Annotated in this window: 21 protein-coding genes and 1 rRNA gene; 2 read left to right on the top strand and 20 right to left on the bottom strand. The window is 46.7% G+C overall.

Annotation, left to right across the window (positions count from 1 at the left end):
* The 3 genes from AB4124_RS32035 to AB4124_RS32025 all read right to left on the bottom strand — a co-directional run.
* A 16S ribosomal RNA gene (locus tag AB4124_RS32035) occupies nucleotides 1–76 on the bottom strand; the annotation flags it as partial.
* Between the two features lie 322 nt (nucleotides 77–398).
* Nucleotides 399–629, bottom strand: a complete 231-nt coding sequence (locus AB4124_RS32030) for a hypothetical protein (protein ID WP_009592811.1) — start codon at nucleotides 627–629, stop codon at nucleotides 399–401.
* A gap of 211 nt (nucleotides 630–840) precedes the next feature.
* Nucleotides 841–1,449 carry a stage II sporulation protein M gene (locus AB4124_RS32025; protein WP_441975281.1) on the bottom strand — a complete coding sequence of 203 codons (609 nt, stop codon included), beginning with the start codon at nucleotides 1,447–1,449 and terminating at the stop codon, nucleotides 841–843.
* 95 nt (nucleotides 1,450–1,544) lie between these two features.
* Between AB4124_RS32025 and pdaB the strand changes: the two genes are divergently transcribed.
* Nucleotides 1,545–2,348 carry a polysaccharide deacetylase family sporulation protein PdaB gene (gene pdaB / locus AB4124_RS32020; protein WP_076326205.1) on the top strand — a complete coding sequence of 268 codons (804 nt, stop codon included), beginning with the start codon at nucleotides 1,545–1,547 and terminating at the stop codon, nucleotides 2,346–2,348.
* 58 nt (nucleotides 2,349–2,406) lie between these two features.
* Here the strand turns inward: pdaB and AB4124_RS32015 are convergent, their stop codons facing one another.
* Entirely contained in the window at nucleotides 2,407–3,000 is a 594-nt protein-coding gene (locus tag AB4124_RS32015) for a KinB-signaling pathway activation protein (RefSeq protein WP_076326206.1), read from the bottom strand.
* A 245-nt stretch (nucleotides 3,001–3,245) separates the two neighbouring features.
* On the opposite strand from AB4124_RS32015, the gene gerD reads away from it, so the two are divergent.
* Nucleotides 3,246–3,956 carry a spore germination lipoprotein GerD gene (gene gerD, locus AB4124_RS32010; RefSeq protein WP_441975280.1) on the top strand — a complete coding sequence of 237 codons (711 nt, stop codon included), beginning with the start codon at nucleotides 3,246–3,248 and terminating at the stop codon, nucleotides 3,954–3,956.
* Nucleotides 3,957–4,028: 72 nt separating this feature from the next.
* Here gerD and AB4124_RS32005 read toward each other — a convergent pair whose 3' ends face one another.
* From AB4124_RS32005 to AB4124_RS31930, 16 genes are all read right to left on the bottom strand, one after another.
* Nucleotides 4,029–5,123, bottom strand: a complete 1,095-nt coding sequence (locus tag AB4124_RS32005) for a P-loop NTPase (RefSeq protein ID WP_430113194.1) — start codon at nucleotides 5,121–5,123, stop codon at nucleotides 4,029–4,031.
* A gap of 64 nt (nucleotides 5,124–5,187) precedes the next feature.
* A complete protein-coding gene (cwlD, locus tag AB4124_RS32000) occupies nucleotides 5,188–5,961 on the bottom strand; it encodes an N-acetylmuramoyl-L-alanine amidase CwlD (RefSeq protein WP_379415284.1) in 774 nt (257 codons plus the stop codon).
* A gap of 70 nt (nucleotides 5,962–6,031) precedes the next feature.
* Complete coding sequence (gene sat, locus AB4124_RS31995) at nucleotides 6,032–7,201, bottom strand: sulfate adenylyltransferase (protein ID WP_441975279.1); 1,170 nt, start codon at nucleotides 7,199–7,201, stop codon at nucleotides 6,032–6,034.
* Nucleotides 7,202–7,258: 57 nt separating this feature from the next.
* Entirely contained in the window at nucleotides 7,259–7,951 is a 693-nt protein-coding gene (locus AB4124_RS31990; RefSeq protein ID WP_127595303.1) for a phosphoadenylyl-sulfate reductase, read from the bottom strand.
* Between the two features lie 189 nt (nucleotides 7,952–8,140).
* A complete protein-coding gene (locus AB4124_RS31985; protein WP_076326212.1) occupies nucleotides 8,141–9,790 on the bottom strand; it encodes an MDR family MFS transporter in 1,650 nt (549 codons plus the stop codon).
* Nucleotides 9,791–9,806: 16 nt separating this feature from the next.
* Complete coding sequence (locus tag AB4124_RS31980) at nucleotides 9,807–10,259, bottom strand: MarR family winged helix-turn-helix transcriptional regulator (protein WP_076326213.1); 453 nt, start codon at nucleotides 10,257–10,259, stop codon at nucleotides 9,807–9,809.
* A gap of 328 nt (nucleotides 10,260–10,587) precedes the next feature.
* Nucleotides 10,588–10,980, bottom strand: a complete 393-nt coding sequence (rpsI, locus tag AB4124_RS31975) for a 30S ribosomal protein S9 (protein ID WP_006212891.1) — start codon at nucleotides 10,978–10,980, stop codon at nucleotides 10,588–10,590.
* A gap of 20 nt (nucleotides 10,981–11,000) precedes the next feature.
* A complete protein-coding gene (gene rplM, locus AB4124_RS31970) occupies nucleotides 11,001–11,438 on the bottom strand; it encodes a 50S ribosomal protein L13 (protein ID WP_076326214.1) in 438 nt (145 codons plus the stop codon).
* A gap of 309 nt (nucleotides 11,439–11,747) precedes the next feature.
* Complete coding sequence (gene truA, locus AB4124_RS31965) at nucleotides 11,748–12,530, bottom strand: tRNA pseudouridine(38-40) synthase TruA (RefSeq protein ID WP_441975278.1); 783 nt, start codon at nucleotides 12,528–12,530, stop codon at nucleotides 11,748–11,750.
* 451 nt (nucleotides 12,531–12,981) lie between these two features.
* Nucleotides 12,982–13,347, bottom strand: a complete 366-nt coding sequence (gene rplQ, locus AB4124_RS31960; protein WP_071221011.1) for a 50S ribosomal protein L17 — start codon at nucleotides 13,345–13,347, stop codon at nucleotides 12,982–12,984.
* A 39-nt stretch (nucleotides 13,348–13,386) separates the two neighbouring features.
* Nucleotides 13,387–14,331 (bottom strand): DNA-directed RNA polymerase subunit alpha, encoded by a 945-nt coding sequence (locus AB4124_RS31955; protein WP_071221012.1) that lies wholly within the window; start codon nucleotides 14,329–14,331, stop codon nucleotides 13,387–13,389.
* Nucleotides 14,332–14,465: 134 nt separating this feature from the next.
* Complete coding sequence (gene rpsK, locus AB4124_RS31950; protein WP_006212896.1) at nucleotides 14,466–14,861, bottom strand: 30S ribosomal protein S11; 396 nt, start codon at nucleotides 14,859–14,861, stop codon at nucleotides 14,466–14,468.
* 19 nt (nucleotides 14,862–14,880) lie between these two features.
* Nucleotides 14,881–15,249 carry a 30S ribosomal protein S13 gene (gene rpsM / locus AB4124_RS31945; protein WP_006212897.1) on the bottom strand — a complete coding sequence of 123 codons (369 nt, stop codon included), beginning with the start codon at nucleotides 15,247–15,249 and terminating at the stop codon, nucleotides 14,881–14,883.
* Between the two features lie 20 nt (nucleotides 15,250–15,269).
* Nucleotides 15,270–15,383 carry a 50S ribosomal protein L36 gene (rpmJ, locus tag AB4124_RS31940; protein WP_003333770.1) on the bottom strand — a complete coding sequence of 38 codons (114 nt, stop codon included), beginning with the start codon at nucleotides 15,381–15,383 and terminating at the stop codon, nucleotides 15,270–15,272.
* A 131-nt stretch (nucleotides 15,384–15,514) separates the two neighbouring features.
* Complete coding sequence (infA, locus tag AB4124_RS31935; protein ID WP_006212898.1) at nucleotides 15,515–15,730, bottom strand: translation initiation factor IF-1; 216 nt, start codon at nucleotides 15,728–15,730, stop codon at nucleotides 15,515–15,517.
* 2 nt (nucleotides 15,731–15,732) lie between these two features.
* Nucleotides 15,733–16,044 (bottom strand): KOW domain-containing RNA-binding protein, encoded by a 312-nt coding sequence (locus AB4124_RS31930; RefSeq protein WP_339268310.1) that lies wholly within the window; start codon nucleotides 16,042–16,044, stop codon nucleotides 15,733–15,735.
* Between the last annotated feature and the right edge of the window lie 2 nt (nucleotides 16,045–16,046).

Below are 16,046 nucleotides of genomic sequence, written 5' to 3'. Positions count from 1 at the left end.
ATCAAGTCCGCTCGACTTGCATGTATTAGGCACGCCGCCAGCGTTCGTCCTGAGCCAGGATCAAACTCTCCAATAAAGTGTTTGACTTGCTCATTTCTTAACTGACGAGAATTTGTTCAATTCTCTATTTCAACGTTCCACCTAAGTGGCCCGTTTTACTCACTCGTTGTTCAGTTTTCAAAGATCAATCTGTGTTTCTTGTTCGTCGTTCGCATCTCAGCGGCGACTTTTATAATATATCATACTTCCTATCAACTTTGCAAGCACTTTTTTTAAAAAAGTTTTTTGAAGTTTGTTTTGAAGTTTGATGGCCGCCGGTTGGCGGCATCACCTTCGAAAAGGAAGCGAAAATTAATTTACCATATACTCAACAGGTTAGTCAACACTTTTTCGCAAAATTAATGTTTGATTTGCGGAAACTTCCCGTTACGCGCATATTTGGAGAGTTCTTTCTGCGGGGCAAACCGGGCATACATGCGAAACACTGTTTTATATCGGTTAGCTATAGCCTGCCTGATGTTTTGGTCCAATCGTTGGTCGCTCAAATCCAGCAGCATCTCATCCAGTTCTTTTCGCAGTACATAATCAAGCTCTTTGCACTCTTTTTCATTGAATAGCATTCCCAGCATGATAGGACCTCCTTATATAGTTAAGCGAACATGTAACGTCACTTCAATCGGATTAAAGCTGCTTTTGCCTATGTAAAGGTGATTAACCGTATTGGCGGGATCTCTAAACCGAATGTATGCTGTCTGCACATTATGATGAACGCCCTGTCCACGCAGCTCTCTCTTTACTCTGCTAAGCTGCTTTATTAGGTATGCACATTTTCAGGGAAAATTATGACATCAGCCACAACGTAATTGTACTTTCGATCATTGCTGCGACGAGCAGCAGCACGACAACCCATACGGAAGCAGTACCCAGCTTGCGCCAAAAGCCGCGCCACTCCGCGCCTATCCCGCTTCTGCTCTCGCCCGTCGCCGTGACACTTCTCAATACCAGCCCGCCAAAAGCAAGACCGTATCCGCAAGCAATCACTATGACCGGGATCTCGATGATCCCGTGAGGCAGCAGCCCTTTCACAATCAGATCAAACAGACTCTCTCCGCTCTCCCCCACGACTTTCACTAAGAAACCAATCACCATACCATTGATGATCAAGAAAAAGAACGGTATCACACCAAGCAGCAAACCTGAGAACATGACCAACACACTCTTAATGCTGTTGTTAAGAAAGATAAAGACAAAGAAGCTCCATTCCGGATGATCGGAGGAACCGAGCTGCTGGCTAATCTCCCCTAATCCTTGAAGCTGACCTAGAAGGAATTGCTCGAACCCCTCTGAGCTTGCTCCCGCCACGATTCCGGCTATAAATAAGACCGTTGCCAAGAGCAATGCCTTCCGGATGGATCTTAAATCTCTGAGAAAAATGCTAAAACGTAACATTCGAGAACCTCCTAAATTGGTATAACTCGCAAGTACGAGCATATGTTGAAAGTAAACAAGCTATTGCACACTGAAGGGAGAGGGGCGCACGTATTATGAATTCTTTTTATGTATTCAACGGCAGAAAGATTAAGCGGTTTTTCTTTGTCCTTGCCGCGGCGATCTTTGCAATCGGCGTTATTTATGTGGAGAGTGACAACATCTCGGTCTTCTCCGAGAACAACCCGTCAGCGATTTACAGCGTGTCTACGGACAAGAAACAAATCGCGCTAACGTTTGACATCAGCTGGGGCGAAAAACGCGCAGAGCCTATTTTACAGGCTTTAAAAGACAATGGAGTTCAAAAAGCAACCTTCTTCCTGTCTGCCCCATGGAGCAAAACGCATCCCGATATTGTGAATGCCATTAAAGAAAACGGGTATGAAATCGGGAGCCATGGCTTCAAGCACGACAATTACAGCACACTCACCGATGAGGAAATACGCAAGCAGATTTCTTCGGCACATACTATTTTAACCGCAATGACCGGACAAGAACCCAAATTAATACGGATGCCTAACGGGGATTTTGACAAAAGAGTGCTCGGTATAGCCCAAAGCCTTAACTACACGGTGATCCAGTGGGATACTGACTCCAGGGATTGGAAGAATATCGGCGTTGACAAAATTGTGGACCGCGTCGTCTCCAAAGCGCATCCGGGAGACATCGTGCTAATGCACGCCAGTGACTCTGTGAAACAAACCCATGAAGCACTCCCTCTCATCATCAAGGAACTTCGTAATAAAGGGTATGAGTTCGTTACGGTAACCGATCTGCTTCAACAGGGCAGCACCCAAGGCACTGAGGTTCGTGATCACGCATCATTGCAAAAGAGCATCGAGGATGCGGGCGGACTATAGACTCCCGGGAGAAAGGCCCTGTAATTGAATACTGCTTAACAAAAAAAGAGCTAAGGTGTTAGCTCTTTTTTTCGTCTTGTGTAACTTTATGAAGCGTCAGAATTTGGTATGCATTACAGATCAGCAATGGTACCACCATAAAGATTGTGGCATTACTGACTCCAATTTGCAGTACACCGATAATCTCCACAATGGAAATCGCCATCATAAAGAAGAGGGTTGGAATCCATGCATTAGCATTTGTACTCTTCACTTTGAGATAAGCAACAACAACGGCAATCACCAAAATGGAAATACCCAAAATCAAATCTTGCTGCAAGCTAGTGGATCCGCCCACAAAGGTACGGAAGAACATCAGCTCCAGCAAGGCAAGAACAGCCAACACAATCTGAATGTATTGCCAAGTCTTCCTGCGGAATATGCCTATCCCCATATAATTCAAAGTCAGGTATGCAAAAAAGCCCATCTGGGAATATACGCTCACCAGTGCCCCAGAGCCCAACAAAATCAGCGGGTATATTAATAAATCGGCCATTCCCGTGAATTCGATCGCGCCATTAAACAACTGTAGGATCAGACCTACGATTAATGCCGCCACTGCCCCAACGAGCAGCGTTTTCAAAAACAATTTAGACCACTTTCGTAAGCTCAACTAACTTCCACCCCCACAGATCATTATTTTACCAACGTTCACAATAAAAAACCATTCTGAATCCGACATATTTCTGCAAATCCATCACATACTATGCGAAGAAACGTAAGAAAAACATCTGTCGGCGTACTTTCACATAAGACAAACCCGCATGCAGAGGATGTTTTTCTTACGATTATCGAATTTGTTCGGCTTCGCTGAAAACTTATAAATTCAATGATTTTGAAAAAAGGAGGACAACGGTAATGAAATGGCCGTTATTTCGTTTATGTATTATCGTCTTCGTTGCTGCCGTGATGCTTACCGCTTGTGGTACAGAACAAAGCTCGTCCCCGCAGCTCGGATATAAAGAAATCAAATCCATGGTGGTCGACATTCTGAAAACCGACGAAGGTAAAAAAGCGGTAGAGGAAGCGATTAGCAGCGGATCCGGTTCCTCCGGCAGTGGCGGCTCGATGGGGATGCGGATGATGTCCGCCCAATCAGGGGATCAAATTCGGGTGGCTGTTAAGGATACACTGGTGTCGGAGGAATATAAAAAAGAAATTGAGAAGATTATGACCGATCCGAAATTCGCCGGTGATTTTGCCAAAGCCATCAATTCTGAGAGCAAGCAGCTCCATATGCAGCTCATCAAGGACCCGACATATCAAAAATCGATTCAGGATATGTTAAAGTCTCCCGATGTAATGAAATCGTTTCTTGAATTGACCAATACCCCGGACTATCGCAAACAGTCCATGACCGTGATGCAGGAAGCTATGCAGAACCCGCTGTTCCGCATGGAGGTAATGGAACTGCTCAAAACGGTTGTGAAAGACGAACTTCAGCCTAAAGTGGAGAAGAAAAAACAAGGCAAGGGACAAGGGCAAGAAGAGCAAGGCGGTAGCGGTGGCGGTGGTGGTGACGGTGGCGGCGGTGGCGGTGGCGGTAGTGAAGAAGGCAGTGGCAGTTAGGCCATTTTTCATAAACAAAACAAGCTCCCTACACAGGGAGCTTGTTTCATAATATGGATATAAGGACCTTGTCTAAACGGATTCCTCAAGCTTGGCTGCAATTCTTGCAGCTATCTCATCGTAGATCCCTGCGCTCTCGGTACCTGCCTTATACACAGATGGGGAGAAATCCGGCTCTGAAGGGTGGTTATCCGGCGCTCCTAATGGAAGCTGCGCGAGGAGCTCGGTATGAAGCGTCTCGGCGAGCTTCCCTCCGCCCCCACGACCAAATACATAATCCTTCTCCCCGCCATGGGAGCAGACATAATAGGACATATTCTCCACGACGCCCAAGATTTCATGATCGGTCTGCAAGGCCATCGCACCCGCTCTGGCAGCAACAAAAGCCGCCGTAGCATGCGGGGTGGTTACAATGATCTCTTTACTCTGGGGAATCATCTGATGCACATCAAGAGCTACATCCCCTGTTCCTGGCGGGAGGTCAAGCAGCATGTAGTCCAGATCCCCCCAAGCGACATCCGTGAAGAATTGACGCAGCATTTTGCCAAGCATCGGTCCGCGCCAAATCACCGGACTATTCTCGCGGATGAAGAAGCCCATGGACATTACCTTGACACCAAAACGCTCAACCGGATGGATGACGCCCTCTTCGGTTACGGATGGCCCCTCTTCAATGCCCATCATGTCCGGTACGCTGAAGCCGTAAATATCCGCGTCAATCAAACCGACCTTCTTGCCTTGGCGTGCCAAAGCTGCAGCTAGATTCACTGTAACAGTGGATTTACCGACGCCGCCTTTGCCACTTGCAATCGCAATGAAATGAACGCCGGACTGCTCGCTAAGAAGCGTATTCTGCTCCATGCCGGCAGCATGCCCTTTTGTCAGCTTCTCGCGATCGTTAGCTTCCTCCTGGGCTGCTCCGCTAACGGCATTGTCTAGAGGACGCATGCGGATATGGATATCCTCTGCCCCCATAGCTTCAAGAATTTCTCTGATCTGCGCTTCCAGGGAAGCGCGTACATCTTCACTACTGTACGTCACGGATAATCGGACCGTGCGTTCCTTTACAACAATATCTCGAATACGCTGGAGCTCCATCAGGCTCTTCCCGGTTTCGGGATCGCGTAAAGGCTGGAGTATCTCCTGTACCGTTTCTCTAGTCAGCATATAAGCACCTCTGCTCTATGTAATGGAATAGACAATGTTTCGATATTTCCTGTCCATTATACCATTACTCTGCAGCTTGTGACGACTCGCTGGCGGACTCTCCGGAGGTATACCGCAAAATGCCATTATATACGGAAGCTGCGACCTTTCTTTGATACTTCTCATCACGCAGCAATTCGGATTCCTCGGGATGGGACAAGAAACCGACCTCTACCAGTGCAGATGGCATGCGTAGGGCTTGAAGCAAAAATATTTTGTCATCCGTTTTGGCCAGACGCTGCGTATTCTCCAGGTTATGTCTGATTTCAGCCTGAATCAATTCGGCGAGTTTTTTACTCTCTCCCTTATTCGGAGGAAAAAAGGTCTGCGCCCCTCTCCATCGATTAGATGGAATACTGTTCAGATGCATGCTGATAAACAGATCCGCTTTACTATCCTCGATCATCCGCACACGTTGTTTGAGGTCTTCCGTTTTCCGCTTGGAATACCCCTTTGTGCTTTCTGCAGCCAGGTCGTAGTCTCCTTCTCTTGTCATAATGACGAGCGCACCTGCCTGCTGCAAATAATCACGCAAATACAAGGTGATGGCCAGGTTTACATCCTTCTCTATAACACCTTGTCGGCTTACCGCCCCGCCATCTGGCCCGCCATGTCCTGCATCAAGGGCAATGACTTTACCGGCAAGCGGTAAACTCCAGGTATTCGACGTTTTGGCAGAGGGGATTTCGTATGTCACAACGATAATGAGCAGTGCCAGAAGCACAGCTCCAATCAGGGTCTGCTTAATTCTCTTCAACGATATCCACAACGTAACCTTATCCGTTCTCCGCCTGGACATAACAAAACCACCTCGTCCCATGAGTTGTTCTACTCCATCATATGGGACAAGGTGGCTAATTATGCCTTGGTTATACCGTAATCTGCTCTTTCATCCCTTCGATCAGTACTTGCGCGACTTCCGGGCGCGTAAATTCCGGCGGCGGACACTGCCCTTCGCGAAGCAAGCCACGGACCTTCGTACCGGATAAAGTCAAATGATCTTCCTTAGGATGCGGGCATGTTTTGCTTGAGGCCATGTTTCCACAAGTGGTGCAGAAGAAGCTGTGCTCGAAGAACAGCGGGGTAATACCCAACTCTTCTGCAGTGAAATTTTTAAAAATTTCCTGTGCCTCATAGGTGCCGTAGTAGTCACCGACTCCTGCGTGATCCCGGCCCACGATAAAATGGGTGCATCCATAGTTTTTACGAACCATGGCATGGAATATGGCTTCCCTAGGACCCGCGTAACGCATGGCAGCTGGAAATACGCCCAGGAAGGTGCGATCGGCGGGATAGTAGTTCTCCAACAAGGTCAGATAGCTCTTCATTCGCACATTGGCAGGAACGTCATCCGATTTGGTCTCTCCTACAAGCGGATTGAGGAACAGTGCATCTACGATTTCCATTGCACTCTTCTGAATATATTCATGTGCACGGTGAACCGGATTACGTGTCTGAAAGCCTACAACCGTATTCCAGCCCTTGGCTTTGAACTGTTCACGGGTCTCTGCCGGATCAAAATAAAACTCGCCAAACCGTTCCGGTTGTGGACGATTCAGTACTTGGATCGGTCCGCCTACATAGGTCGAAGGACGTTCAAAAAGCTTCTTCACGCCTGGATGCTCCGGATCATCCGTCTTAAATACTTGAACAGCCTCGACTTGCTGATCTACCTGGTAGACGCTCTCTACATCGATAACGCCATAGACGACACCATCTTCTTCGCCTACAAGTGCCGCCTTCTCGCCGACGACAAGTTTAGCCGCTGTAAACTCATCAACAGCCAGTGTAACCGGTATGCTCCAGACCGTACCGTCCGATAAACGCATAGAGGAAACCACAGACTTGTAATCCTGCTCGTTCAGAAATCCTTGCAATGGCGAAAATGCCCCGACCCCGATCAAATCCAGGTCCGAGATGCTCCAAGCGTTTACAGGGATCTTATGAAGAGTGTCGACCTGTTTCAATAAATCTTCACGCTCTGCTCCTTGGGCTACCCGCTGTACCAGCGTACCGCCATGAGGGAGTATGGCTGTCATGAATAATTCCTCCTTCTTATGCTGCAACTGTACGATCCTAAGTCAATCATGATTGGTTTATTTATGAAGTCCGCATTCCGTCTTCTCATGGCCCGACCAGCGTCCAGCACGTGGATCTTCTCCTGGCATCACTTGTCGTGTGCAATATTCGCAGCCAATACTCGGATAATTCTGATCATGCAGCGGGTTGTAGATGATATCGTTAGCTCGGATGTAGTTCCACACATCCTCGCTAGTCCAGCCTGCGATCGGATTGAACTTCACCAACCCGAACTTGGTATCGTACTCAATCTTCTTCGAGTTAGCTCGGGTAGGCGCTTGATCTCTTCGTATCCCTGTAATCCAAGCCTCATATTGAGACAGAATCCGAGTCAATGGCTCTACCTTTCGGATGTTGCAGCACTCAGTCGGGTTGACGCTCCATAATGCTTCACCATGCTGAGCCGCTTGCTCTTCCGGCGTAATGAGCGGAGAGACCCGCACGAATTCTAGGCCGTAACGTTCGGCCATACGATCCCGCGTTTCGTATGTTTCTTTGAAATGAAAATCGGTATCCAGATAAAATATATCCGTCGACGGGCTAATCTTTTGAATCATATCCACCAATACCACATCTTCTGCTCCAAAGCTGCAAGCAAACGTTATATTGGGAAATGTCTTGATCGCAAATGCGATGACTTCCTCAGCTGATGCATGCTCAAGCTCTTCTGCTTGCACTCGGATCAAATCCTCTTTCTCCAGCAAATTCATGATTGATGCCTCCCCCGATATTAATCCCGATAATCCTACTGAAATAATATGAATTAAATACAGTATAAAACATTCCTAATAAATGTCAACCATCAAATCGATACCATGAAAAACGAAAAAACCCTTCCTGCATAAGCAGAAAGGGTCTTCTGTCTCTTCGATTTCCAAACATTTTGACAAATACCAATCTTAGTCTGTTGTTGCCACCGATACCTCTTTAACTTTAGTAGCAGCTCCGGCACTTTTCCCTTCCGAATCCTCGGGTTTGGGAGCAGGTGTCTGATTCGACGTCCGCAGCGGAATCTCCTTCAAGAAGAATACGAGTAGCAATGCAACGACGAGCACTAACGTGCCTGTGAGAAACACCATCGATAATGTATTTCCAAGTGCATCGCGGATACTGTCGATCATTTGCACGAATAAAGGTTGTACATCAGCAGGAAGACTTGCCTGCGTCTGCTCGATCAGGGGTTTATTCATCAGTGTCTGTGGATTAGCGAAGGAGAGCATCTTCTGGGCTAGCTGCGGATCCACAGCGCTAAAATCCGGTGCATTAGCCGACTGAAGAGATTCCTTCAGGTTCTTCGTCAGGTTATTCGACATAACCGTACCCATGACCGCGATCCCGATTGTACCGCCAAGATTACGGAACAATTGAGATGATGCCGTTGCTACACCAAGCTCTTTGTGGGGTACCGCATTCTGCGTAGCCAGTGAGAATACCGGCATACCCAAACCAAGACCGATACCGAAAATAATGGTACTAACTACAGTGAGCCAGATGTTGTCCATGAACACCATAATTCCCATGCCGACCATCATAATTGGAACTCCAAGAAGTGCGTAACGTTTATACTTACCACTCTTAGCAATAAGCTGACCTGCTACCGCACTCGTACCCATCATGAAAATCGACATAGGTATAGTTACATATCCCGCATAGGTTGGTGAAATACCAAGTACGCCTTGAACGTAGAAGGAAATATAAATCATGGCGCCCATCAGACCGAAGTTCATAAAAAATCCAATCAGATTGGAAACCGTAACGACACTATTTTTGAACAAACTAAGCGGCAGTACCGGTTCCTTCGCTTTCATCTCAACAAGGATAAAGATGAGGGCTGATACGACCGAAGCCGCTATGAGACCGATAATTTGCGGTGATCCCCAAGGATATTCCGTACCTGCCCAAGAGAAGGCAAGCAGTAAAGGAACGATAGACGTTGTAAGGAACAGGGAACCCAGATAGTCAATAGACTGACCATGTTTGCGCTCGACCTTGGGAAATAACGTCCAGATCATGATAAAGGCTACTACACCCAGCGGCAGGAAGATCCAGAATAACCAACGCCATTCGATGTTATCAACCAAGTATCCGCCTAGCGTAGGACCAAGGACACTGGAGAAACCGAATACCGCTGTCATCAGCCCCATCCACTTGCCACGTTCCCGCGGTGGGAATAAGTCACCGACCGACATAAATGCGGTTGACTGAATAATACCGGCACCTATACCTTGAATACCACGATAAATAATGAATTGGTACACGTCTGTTGATGTACCCGTTAGGAAAGCCCCTAACATGAAAAATAATATACCTATCAAAATAAACGGCTTACGTCCGAACATGTCGGACAGCTTACCTACCAGTATGGTTGCGATCGTTGATGTTAACAAATAAATATTGATGGTCCATGTGTAATAATCCATGCCATCCAGAATGGCGATAATCCGCGGCATTGCGGTGCTCGTTATCGTCTGGTTAATGGCTGCGAAGAACATCGCAGCCATGATTGCTATCATAATTGAAACTTTACGTTTAAGCGTTAAATGCTCCATGCTATATGCTCCACCTCTACCCTTTGTTGTGATTGTCTTTATCTAGGTTTGACAGCATCAAGGAGAAGATTCTTCTCAAATGCCGAATGTCTTCCTCAGCGAGGATATTAAAAAACCCCTGAATCATTTCCTTCTGATCCTTCTTCACTTTCCTAATTACATCCAGACCCGGTTCCAAGAGTGTAATGTTGACAACTCTCCGGTCATCCTCAGCACGCTCTTTCTGTAAGTATCCTTCCGCAACCAATTTGTCTGTTAGACCGGTTATAGCCGGCGGTGTCAAAGACAAAGCTTCGGCAAGCTCCGATACCTTCAGAGGCCCCCTCAGCTTTAATACATACAGCACCTGAAATTGAGGAAAGCTTAAATTGTATTTCCCGGCACTCGACTTGTTCCACTCTTGAGAAATGTTCTTCAGCAGTGCCCGGAACATCGACGACACCTTGAAAATCTCTTCATTGCGATCCAACCATATCCCCCCTTCTGTGCTTCTGTGCTCCGAAAATTACTTATTTAATTAATGTTTAAATATTAATTATTTAAGTTGTTAATTAATTCGCAATTAATAATATATCTCTATTTACATATGAAGTCAAGTGGTTAACGATGTAAGTTCATCCATATGTTCATCCTTCTATCCGCAGGTTGTGCACATGGTGTGCACAACCTGTTCAATTGTGGCGACCGAATTCCACATGTGTTGTCAATGATGTGCATATCTTTGTGGACAAACTACGTTCGGATAGCATAAAAAAGCCCTTGACCGTAATGGCCAAGGGCTTGGTAAATCGTAAATATTAACGTTTGGAGAACTGAGGAGCGCGACGAGCCGCTTTAAGACCGTATTTTTTACGTTCTTTCATACGTGGGTCACGAGTCAGGAATCCAGCTCTTTTCAGAGAAGGACGGAATTCTGGATCTGCTTTCAGAAGAGCACGGGAGATACCGTGACGGATTGCTCCAGCTTGACCGGAGATACCGCCACCGTGAGCGATGACAAGCACGTCATATTTGCCCAATGTTTCTGTCAGATTCAAAGGTTGTTTAACGATCAGTTTGAGTGTTTCCAAACCGAAATATTCATTAATATCACGTTTATTGATGACAATGCGTCCTTCACCCGGTACGAGGCGTACACGTGCTACCGAGTGTTTACGACGACCTGTCCCATAGTATTGTACTTGTGCCATGAAACTGTCCTCCTTTTTAATTAACCGCGAAGTTCGTAAACTTCTGGTTTTTGTGCTTCATGTGGATGTGCTGTGCCTGCATATGCTTTCAGTCTCAGCTTCATTTTCTCGCCCATGCGAGTTTTAGGAAGCATGCCGTGAACCGCGCTTTCGATTACACGCTCTGGGAATTTCGCAATCAGGTCTTGAGCTGTAGTTACTTTCAATCCACCTGGATGCATGGAGTGACGATAGTATTTTTTGTTCTCCATCTTTTTGCCAGTGAGGTGGATTTTCTCGGAGTTGATAACAACCACGAAATCCCCTGTGTCAACATGTGGAGTGAATTGAGGCTTATGTTTGCCGCGGATCAGAGCCGCAACTTCACTTGCCAAACGGCCAAGCGTCTTGCCTTCGGCATCAACGATGTACCATTTGCGCTCAACTTCATTTGGCTTCGCCATATAGGTGGTACGCATGTATAGTTCCTCCTTGTATTCGTCCGAAAATCATCATTAATTTTCATTATTTATCTTCGTTCATGTTTAAAGCATTGTCATGTTATTGCAGTCTTGCATTCGGCATTTTCTTAACCGGGGCTGTGGGAGAGCCGTTAAGAAAACACAACTTATATAATACAGGATTACGCCCACATCCGCAAGTGTTTTTTGGTTTTCCACCTTACACCATGCGTGTTATTCAAACAAGTCGCCAATCACGGCCACAAGGAATTTCCTCTTCTTGTTGTGATAGCCCTTTCCGTGATCTGATATCAACGGTAATTGAGGTTAATCCTTTCCGGTGGTATCATACTCCACTTCCCATAACATCAGGCCCTTGCCCATGGCTGTTGGACCGGCTGCTGCTCGGTTTTTGGCTTCCAGTATGACCAACATGTCATCCGGATGGCGCTTGCCTTCCCCTACCTCAATCAACGTCCCCATAATGATCCGAACCATATGCTGCAGAAACCCGTTCCCGGATACGTACGTATGAATGACTCCCTGATCTCTCGTACCCGGACGGCACATGGACGTATCCTTTTCGATCCAAGCATCAAAAATAGTACGAACGTGGGACGGCTTCGTCGACTTCCGTGACGCAAACGTTGTATAGTCATGCGTTCCGATCAGATGAGAAAGTCCCTGCTCCATCGCTGCGATATCCAGTTTCCCATGATGGTGGATCTGGTACCGCCGGTTGAATAGATCCGGATATTGGTTTGCATTGATGGTAAAACGATAGGTTTTGCGTTTCGCTGCGTGGCGGGAATGGAATTCCATGGGTACCTCCATCGCATCCGAAACCACGATATCTTCCGGTAGCCAAGTGTTTAATGCCATACACCAACGCTCGACGGGAATTGGAGAAGCAGTGTAGAAATTGAATACTTGGGCACGAGCATGCACCCCAGCATCTGTCCGGCCAGAAGCCGTAATCTTGAGCTGTTCACCAGACAAACGGCGGATCGCTTCCTCCAAATAATCCTGAATCGTGTGGCCACCGGGCTGGGTCTGAAAGCCGTTATAATCGGTACCGTCGTAACTGACCTTCATCAGAAGATTACGCATTGCTGACCTCCTGAGTGCTTTCATCGAAAAACACTGCGCCAACGAAAGCCTGTACACATTATAAGAAAAACTTCTATCGACGTACTTTCACAGATGAGAGACCGCATTTAGCGGAAGTTTTTCTTGCGATATCAGGAAGTCACAAGCTTCGAAGTTTATACTTTCTGATATCTTAAGAAAACCTCTATCGGGGATTTTACTGATAACTTATAATTCTATATCCATCAAAAAAGAGCCCCATAGGAGCTCCTTTTCATCATGTTAAGCCGAACCCTTCGAGTCAGCCACATGACTAGAAGGTCCCCGTTATTATTGCCCATGGAGTAGTCGAGACGAGTCGAACCAGATGATCGACTATATCTCGTACCACTTCCCGTTCATGGCTCCAAGAATAAACATCTACAGAGCCGGGCATACATAACTACAGTCACTTCAATGGAACAAAGCTAATTTACGCGCGATCTACCAGTTCCAAGTAAACCATTGGAGCTGCGTCACCACGACGAGGACCCAGTTTCAGGATACGAGTGTATCCGCCTGGACGCTCGGAGTAACGAGGAGCGATTTCGGAGAACAATTTTTGGATTGCATCTTGTTCACCGTCTACTGTTTCACGACGCACGAATGCAGCTACTTGACGACGAGCGTGAAGATCACCTTTTTTTGCTTTTGTGATCAACTTCTCAGCGATCGAACGAACTTCTTTCGCCTTGGCTTCAGTCGTTTGAATGCGCTCATATAAGAAAAGGTCGGTTACCAGGTCACGGAACAACGCTTTACGCGCACTGGAATCGCGGCCCAACTTTTGGTATGCCATGTGTTTTTCCCTCCTTTGCTAAGCTAAGCCGAATCTATGCTATTCTTCCGTACGAAGTCCCAGGCCCAACTCTTCAAGCTTCTCTTGAACTTCCTCCAAGGATTTGCGTCCGAGGTTCCGAACTTTCATCATATCCTCTTCGGTTTTCGTGGTCAGCTCCTGTACCGTATTAATGCCGGCACGTTTCAAGCAGTTGTAGGAACGAACGGAAAGATCCAGCTCTTCGATCGTCATTTCAAGTACTTTTTCTTTCTTGTCTTCTTCTTTCTCAACCATGATCTCTGCATCCTTCGCTTCGTCGGTCAGACCTACGAAGAGGAACAGATGCTCAGTCAAGATTTTCGCGCCGAGACTAACAGCTTCTTCCGGGCGGATGCTGCCATCCGTCCAAATTTCAAGCGTCAGTTTATCGTAGTTGGTTACTTGACCAACACGCGTATTTTCCACGCCGTAGTTAACACGGCTAATCGGAGTATAGATCGAATCGACGGGAATGACGCCGATAGGCTGGTCATCGCGTTTGTTCCGATCCGCCTGGACATAGCCACGACCGCGACTGGCAAAAATACGCATATGAAGTCTTGCACCAGGGCCGAGCGTTGCAATATGAAGATCTGGATTCAGAATCTCCACATCACTATCCGCACGGATGTCACCAGCAGTAACAACCCCTTCACCCTCCGCATCAATCTCGAACACTTTCTCTTCATCGGAATGAATTTTCAGAGACAAAGCTTTCAGGTTCAGGATGACCTCGGTCACGTCTTCCATGACACCCGGAATCGTGGAAAATTCATGCAGTACGCCATCGATTTGAATCGATGTGACTGCTGCGCCCGGTAGTGAGGATAACAAGATGCGGCGAAGCGAGTTCCCCAGCGTCGTGCCATACCCTCTCTCCAGAGGCTCAACTACGAATTTCCCATAGGTTCCATCTTCATTGACATCAACGGTCTCAATTTTCGGCTTTTCGATTTCAATCACGCAAGTACCCCTCCTTCAAACGTCGCTCCTATATGAAACTGTCATCTTATCCAGTAATCCATGTAGTAGTATGCCTAAACAACCATTATTAGCAGATTGCAACGGATTTATACCACATTAACAGGATGACTTCATTATACGCGACGACGTTTTGGTGGGCGGCATCCGTTATGTGGAATTGGTGTAACGTCTTTGATCAGGTTTACTTCGAGACCTGCTGCTTGCAGAGAACGAATTGCTGCTTCACGACCAGCACCAGGACCTTTAACCATTACTTCCACCGCTTTCATACCGTGTTCCATAGCCGCTTTGGCAGCTGATTCAGCAGCCATTTGCGCAGCGAACGGGGTCGACTTACGGGAACCTTTAAATCCAAGGCCGCCGGAGCTTGCCCAAGAAATCGCGTTTCCGTGAGGATCCGTAATCGTTACGATTGTATTGTTGAATGTGGAGCGGATATGAGCCACGCCACTTTCAATATTTTTGCGGTCACGACGTTTAGTACGTACGACTTTTTTTGGTTTAGCCATTGTCTATTATCCCCCTTTCTTATTTCTTCTTGTTCGCTACGGTACGACGAGGACCTTTACGTGTACGAGCATTCGTTTTAGTACGTTGACCACGAACAGGCAATCCACGACGGTGACGAATACCGCGGTAGCAGCCGATCTCCGTGAGACGTTTAATATTTAAGGAAATTTCACGACGCAGGTCACCTTCTACCTTAACCATACCGTCGATCGTTTCGCGCAATTTGCTGACTTCATCTTCTGTCAAATCACGGACACGAGTGTCTGCATTGATTCCAGTTTCTTTCAATACTTTCTGGGAAGTCGTTTTACCGATTCCGAAAATGTAAGTCAAGGCGATCTCAACGCGTTTGTCACGTGGTAAATCCACACCAGCTATACGAGCCATTTTACGCTACACCCCCTTCTTTAACCTTGTTTTTGTTTGTGTTTCGGATTTTCACAGATAACCATTACGTTCCCTTTGCGGCGAATGACTTTGCATTTTTCGCAAATAGGCTTTACAGAAGGTCTTACCTTCATGCTAATTACCTCCTCCAAGTTTTACGTTGTAAAACCAGCTTCGAAACTAAAGTAGTTTGTTACCGCTGCTGAGTTTTACGTCAGTAAAACCGCTTCGCAGCTTTCCTTGATTCCCCAGGGGAACCTTAAATCTATTTACGGTACGTGATACGACCTTTGGTCAAATCATACGGCGAGAGTTGTACAACCACTTTGTCTCCTGTAAGGATACGGATAAAGTGCATCCGCAACTTTCCGGAAACATGAGCGAGAATCTGATGACCATTCTCCAGCTCGACTTTAAAGGTAGCATTCGGCAACGGCTCAATGACCGTTCCTTCGACTTCAATGACATCTTCTTTAGCCACAGTTAGTCTCCTTTCTGATCTGCCTTGGATTTATCGGATACAAACCGGTCCAGTGCGAAACGCAGTTTACCGTTTGTAACCCGACCGCTTTCTTGCAAACTGTTTACCACTTCACTGCTAATGTAGGATTGAGGTTCAAGATGAAGAACGTTCTTCTTCTTGGCCCCGTCAAACTTGCGTTTGTCCCCATCCGCGATCCACACGAACCTGCTGTCCTCAATCGAAACGATAACGGCATACTGTCCGGCATCTCTGCCTTTCAGTATCTTAACAATCTGACCGGGTTGAAGCGTGAGTTCATTATTCAATTTCATCA

This window comes from Paenibacillus sp. 2KB_20, from assembly GCF_052115765.1.
Lineage (GTDB): Bacteria > Bacillota > Bacilli > Paenibacillales > Paenibacillaceae > Paenibacillus_AQ.
Note: the sequence above shows the minus strand (reverse complement) of the source record. Positions and strands in the feature narration are given on the sequence as shown.

Coding starts and splice junctions, on each gene's coding strand:
- rpsI (WP_006212891.1), bottom strand. CDS start 10,980: ATGGCACAAGTACAATACTATGGGACAGGTCGTCGTAAACACTCGGTA.
- truA (WP_441975278.1), bottom strand. CDS start 12,530: ATGCGTAATCTTCTGATGAAGGTCAGTTACGACGGTACCGATTATAAC.
- AB4124_RS32005 (WP_430113194.1), bottom strand. CDS start 5,123: ATGCTGACTAGAGAAACGGTACAGGAGATACTCCAGCCTTTACGCGAT.
- AB4124_RS31930 (WP_339268310.1), bottom strand. CDS start 16,044: ATGAAATTGAATAATGAACTCACGCTTCAACCCGGTCAGATTGTTAAG.
- rplM (WP_076326214.1), bottom strand. CDS start 11,438: ATGCGTACCACCTATATGGCGAAGCCAAATGAAGTTGAGCGCAAATGG.
- rpsK (WP_006212896.1), bottom strand. CDS start 14,861: ATGGCTAAACCAAAAAAAGTCGTACGTACTAAACGTCGTGACCGCAAA.
- sat (WP_441975279.1), bottom strand. CDS start 7,201: ATGACAGCCATACTCCCTCATGGCGGTACGCTGGTACAGCGGGTAGCC.
- gerD (WP_441975280.1), top strand. CDS start 3,246: ATGAAATGGCCGTTATTTCGTTTATGTATTATCGTCTTCGTTGCTGCC.
- rplQ (WP_071221011.1), bottom strand. CDS start 13,347: ATGGCATACCAAAAGTTGGGCCGCGATTCCAGTGCGCGTAAAGCGTTG.
- pdaB (WP_076326205.1), top strand. CDS start 1,545: ATGAATTCTTTTTATGTATTCAACGGCAGAAAGATTAAGCGGTTTTTC.
- rpmJ (WP_003333770.1), bottom strand. CDS start 15,383: ATGAAGGTAAGACCTTCTGTAAAGCCTATTTGCGAAAAATGCAAAGTC.
- AB4124_RS32025 (WP_441975281.1), bottom strand. CDS start 1,449: ATGTTACGTTTTAGCATTTTTCTCAGAGATTTAAGATCCATCCGGAAG.
- AB4124_RS31985 (WP_076326212.1), bottom strand. CDS start 9,790: ATGGAGCATTTAACGCTTAAACGTAAAGTTTCAATTATGATAGCAATC.
- AB4124_RS32030 (WP_009592811.1), bottom strand. CDS start 629: ATGCTGGGAATGCTATTCAATGAAAAAGAGTGCAAAGAGCTTGATTAT.
- AB4124_RS31990 (WP_127595303.1), bottom strand. CDS start 7,951: ATGAATTTGCTGGAGAAAGAGGATTTGATCCGAGTGCAAGCAGAAGAG.
- rpsM (WP_006212897.1), bottom strand. CDS start 15,249: ATGGCTCGTATAGCTGGTGTGGATTTACCACGTGACAAACGCGTTGAG.
- cwlD (WP_379415284.1), bottom strand. CDS start 5,961: ATGTCCAGGCGGAGAACGGATAAGGTTACGTTGTGGATATCGTTGAAG.